Source organism: Bradyrhizobium sp. (assembly GCF_017881085.1).
Lineage (GTDB): Bacteria > Pseudomonadota > Alphaproteobacteria > Rhizobiales > Xanthobacteraceae > Bradyrhizobium.
In genome coordinates this window covers 1-3,735 of sequence record NZ_JADGRI010000422.1, presented here as the reverse complement: position 1 = coordinate 3,735, position 3,735 = coordinate 1, and the positions used below count along the sequence as shown (strand labels likewise).

The window sequence follows — 3,735 nt, the reverse complement described above, 5'->3', positions numbered from 1 at the left end:
AAACGGGCCCGCCGAGCCGACCGTCGCCAGCACCAGCAGCCGGCGTTCCAGCCGCTCGATTTCGCGGGAGATTGAGACGTTCATCACCTTCTCGATCCGCATCTGAAGCCCGGCGAAGGATCGCGCCTGGCTTTCGAACGACCGTTTCCATTCGCGCATCGCCGCGACGAAACACGCCGCCATCGATTGCGTCGGCTTGGCCGACAGCGCGCGATAAAGTTCCTCGATCGACTGCCCGGACCAGAACGCCTGCTCGAAACGATCCATGGCCCGCTTGGTGCGGGCATATAGGAAGATCTTGTCGATCGCGATCGCCCAGACCCAGACCGAACACGCCAGCAGCCCCAGCATGACGACCTTGACGATCCATGCAGCCTGCAGAAACAGTGCAATCAGCGATACGTCGCTGGACGCCAGTGGCAAGGCTGACTGAGCCACGTCGGCCGGATTCATGAGCGGTATCCTCTCAACGCAAGTGTCCCATATCGTCCGGGAGCAAATGGCTGCCGGTTCCATAGCCGCGCACCCGGCGCAGCAAGCGCCAGCGCGAGAGCCTTGTTTTGTGTCGCATGGGAGGCCCGTCCGAAGCCGAGGCCTGCATCCCCTGCCAACGTGTCAAAACGAGGGCTATCAGCGCGTCTTTACGCCCCTAACCAGACGCTAATCATGGTTAAGGCGAGGTTACCGACGTGGATTTCGGCGATGGCGCCTGACGGTAACTGGGTGGGGGCTCTGTGCCAGCGTTCTTCACGACCCGGCATCGATGGCATTTTTGCCGGCGCTCATGAACTTCCACCCGCGACCATGTTCATCCGCCGATCCAGCGCACTGAATTGTGCCGGCGCTTTGCCAAATATACGACCGTCCCGGAACCGCGCCAGTCCTACGCCTCAGGCGCAAATGCCCGCCAAAGCAAGCCGCCCGTCTGCTTTCGCAAACGGGCGGTGGTGACGCCGTCAGGTTTGATGGGGTGCACTACGCCTGAGGCGTCAGCCTTAAAGATTTACCCGGATTTAACCCTGCGGATGGCCGTCGGTGGGCGGGGCCGGACGCGGGCGGTGCTGCGCCATGAACTGGTCGAACTCTTCCTTGTCCTTGGCGTGACGCAGCCGATCGAGGAAATCCTTGAATTCGGTCTGCTCCTCTTCGAGGCGCTTCAGCGTTTCCACGCGGTATTCGTCGAACGCGCGGTTGCCGCTCGAGGGCGAACCGAAGCCGCCGAAGTTGAAGCCGCGGCGCTCCATATGATTGCGCATCCGCTCCATCTTGTACTGCATCCGCTCCATTTTATTCTGCCAGCGATCCTGGTGACTCCAGCAACCCATTTTCGTGCTCCTGAGTGTGAAAAAGAGGAAGGCAAGTCCGACCGGCCACCAGAACAGGAAGCCGAGAATGGTCGCGATGACCATGCCGGGGTGTATGCGCATTTGCGGGCGGTAGGGCTCGTCGACTGGGCCGCGCCATCGATGGACATCTGCGGTGTAGGCCATTTCCCTCTCCATGACGGCATCACGCCGTTGTGAATGTAAATAACATTTACATAGGTAAACCATGCCGAGTTTTTGTCAAGCAGGACGCAGGCGGTTGCCCTGAATTTATTTTGGGCTGCCCCACGGGCCCGCCGGCTTTGGATCCGGCTGGTCCTTCTGGCCAGAGGGCCGGCGTTCGGTCGGGAAACCGAGACCGCGCAGATAAATCAGCACTTCCGCTTCCAGGAGATCTTCCGCCGACATCGGCAGCTTGCGCCGTGCCGCATCGCCTCGCGCAAACAGCGACGCCACGCCATGCGACATCGACCAGATGTGCAGCGCCATCATCAACGCCGGCGGCCGCGGCGTGCCGGGCGGCGCCAGTGCGGCGAGCCGTTCCGCCGCAGCCCGGATGATGCCGAAAGCGCGCTCGCTCGCCGCCAGCAATGCTGGATTTAGGTCGACAGGAAGCCCTGATTCGAACATCGCCGAATAGAACGCCGGCTCCTGCCGCGCGAAGGCAAGATAGGCCTTGCCGACCCGCTCGAACGCCGTGACGGTGTCCGGCCGCCCGTCGTCCCAGGCCGCGGTCAAGACCGCCTCGAACTGCTCGAAACCGCGCTGCGCGATGCTGGAAAGCAGTTCGTCACGGTCGCGAAAATGCCGGTAGGGTGCTGCCGGGCTGACACCGGCCGAACGCGCGGCGTCGGCGAAGGTGAAGCCGGCCGGGCCCTTCTCCGCAATCAGGCGGAGCGCCGCCTGCAGCAGCGCCTCTTTTAGATTGCCGTGGTGGTAGCCGCGCTCGGCGCGGCTCTGTTCCTTGCGCCAGCTCATGTGAAAGGCTTTTACATGAGCCGGCGCAAAAGGTCACTAGCGGCCCCTAGTACCCACTTTTCATAGAGCGTGAGTCGTGATTCAACATCGGGATGATACCCGAAGCAAGAGAAGTCCACCTTTCGAAGAAAGATCGCAAGGTGCTTGAGGCCTGTTGTCGCTCGCCGATGACAATGCAGCGCGATTTGAAGCGGGCGCGGATCGTTCTGTTGGCGGCGGCCGGGCGTAGTACGCGGTCGATCGCCAAGGAAGTTGGGGTCCAGCCGCGGATTGTCAGCCTTTGGCGGCACCGCTATGCCGACCATGGCCTTGAAGGCCTGCAAGACAAGCCGCGGCCCGGCAAGCAGCCGATCTACACGAAGGCGACCGACAAGCGGATTTTGAAGCTGCTGGACAAGCCGCCGCCGGAGGGGTTCGCACGCTGGACCGGGCCTCTGCTGGCCGAGGCGCTGGGCGATGTCGACGTCCAATATGTCTGGCGGTTCCTGCGCAACAGCAAGATTGACCTCGTGGCTCGCAAGTCCTGGTGTGAGAGCAACGACCCGAGCTTCACGGCCAAAACCGCCGATGTCGTTGGCCTCTATGTCGCCCCGCCCGAGAAGGCCATTGTGCTGTGCGTGGACGAGAAGCCCTCGATCCAGGCTCTGGAGCGAGCGCAGGGCTATCTGAAGTTGCCCAATGGCCGCGCCTTGACCGGCCAGAGCCACGACTACAAGCGGCATGGCACGACAACGTTGTTTGCGGCGCTCGAAGTCGCCACCGGGAAGATCATCGCAGCGCATTCAAAGCGGCGTCGCCGCATCGAATTTCTCGACTTCATGAACAGCGTCACTGCGGCGTTTCCGAACCGCAAGCTTCACGTCATCCTCGACAACCTCAACACCCACAAAAAGAACGAGGATTGGCTCAAGGCCCATCCCAATGTGCAATTTCATTTCACGCCGACAAGTGCGTCCTGGCTCAATCAGGTCGAGGTCTGGTTCTCGATCCTGCAGGGGCAGTCGCTCAGCGGCGCCTCCTTCACAAGCCTCAAACAGCTCGAGCTGCACATCGATGCCTATATCAAAGCTTATAACGACAAGGCCAAGCCCTTCGTCTGGACCAAGAAAAAGGTCCGTCAACGTCGCTTCAAAGGCCGCCGTATCACTCAGCTATGATTCCGGGTACTAGCACTACTTTGGCACTTTAGGCTTCCCGCTATCTGCAAGGAGCATGTCACAGTGAGGACATCGCCGGGGTGGAGGTCGTGCGAAGACGTCGAGGATCGCTTGCCGGATAGCCGGCATACTTGGTTGTGGTGGCGGTCCTGAGATTCTTTTTTTTCCGTCCCGCCGCTTTGAGGCGGCGGGATTGGAGGAAGGCGTAGGCGATCATCGTCATCAACGCGTGTCGATGTAATCCCGTCCAGGATCTACCTTCGAAGTGGTCGAGC

General features: G+C 61.2%; 3 protein-coding genes and 2 pseudogenes. 1 reads left to right on the top strand and 4 read right to left on the bottom strand.

The features are described 5' to 3' along the window. The 3 genes and pseudogenes from QZ213_RS25890 to QZ213_RS25880 all read right to left on the bottom strand — a co-directional run. Window positions 1-453 (bottom strand): annotated as a pseudogene (locus tag QZ213_RS25890) (protein TolQ); the annotation flags it as partial. 560 nt (window positions 454-1,013) lie between these two features. After that, a complete protein-coding gene (locus tag QZ213_RS25885) occupies window positions 1,014-1,490 on the bottom strand; it encodes a DUF2852 domain-containing protein (RefSeq protein WP_291688906.1) in 477 nt (158 codons plus the stop codon). A gap of 105 nt (window positions 1,491-1,595) precedes the next feature. Then, a complete protein-coding gene (locus tag QZ213_RS25880) occupies window positions 1,596-2,303 on the bottom strand; it encodes a TetR/AcrR family transcriptional regulator (protein WP_291688905.1) in 708 nt (235 codons plus the stop codon). A 92-nt stretch (window positions 2,304-2,395) separates the two neighbouring features. Between QZ213_RS25880 and QZ213_RS25875 the strand changes: the two genes are divergently transcribed. Next, a complete protein-coding gene (locus tag QZ213_RS25875) occupies window positions 2,396-3,460 on the top strand; it encodes an IS630 family transposase (RefSeq protein WP_291688904.1) in 1,065 nt (354 codons plus the stop codon). A gap of 58 nt (window positions 3,461-3,518) precedes the next feature. Here QZ213_RS25875 and QZ213_RS25870 read toward each other — a convergent pair. Beyond that, window positions 3,519-3,735, bottom strand: a pseudogene (locus QZ213_RS25870) (IS701 family transposase); the annotation flags it as partial.